The organism is Pseudomonas sp. AC463, assembly GCF_979253585.1.
The window spans coordinates 1-229 of the sequence record NZ_CEEDDZ010001260.1 but is presented as its reverse complement, the minus strand read 5'-3'; the positions used below and the strand labels follow the sequence as shown (position 1 = coordinate 229).

The 229-nt window shown below is 62.0% G+C and carries 1 pseudogene; it reads left to right on the top strand.

The annotated features are described in order from the left end of the window. A pseudogene (locus tag AC0IYH_RS34350) lies at positions 1-229 on the top strand (hybrid-cluster NAD(P)-dependent oxidoreductase); the annotation flags it as partial.

Genomic DNA, 229 nt, shown 5'->3' with positions numbered 1-229 from the left:
CAACTTCAGCCTGCACCTGATCTGCGAAAAACACGGCCTGGGCGAACCCTGGGCGGGCTATCGCGGCTACCTCACCCACAAGATGCTCGAGCTGATGGTGCCCGACTTCCTCGAGCGCGAAGTGTTCTGCTGCGGCCCTACGCCTTACCTGAATGCGGTCAAGCGCCTGCTGGCAGTCGCCGGCTTCGACATGACGCGTTATCACGAAGAATCCTTCGGCGCCACTCCG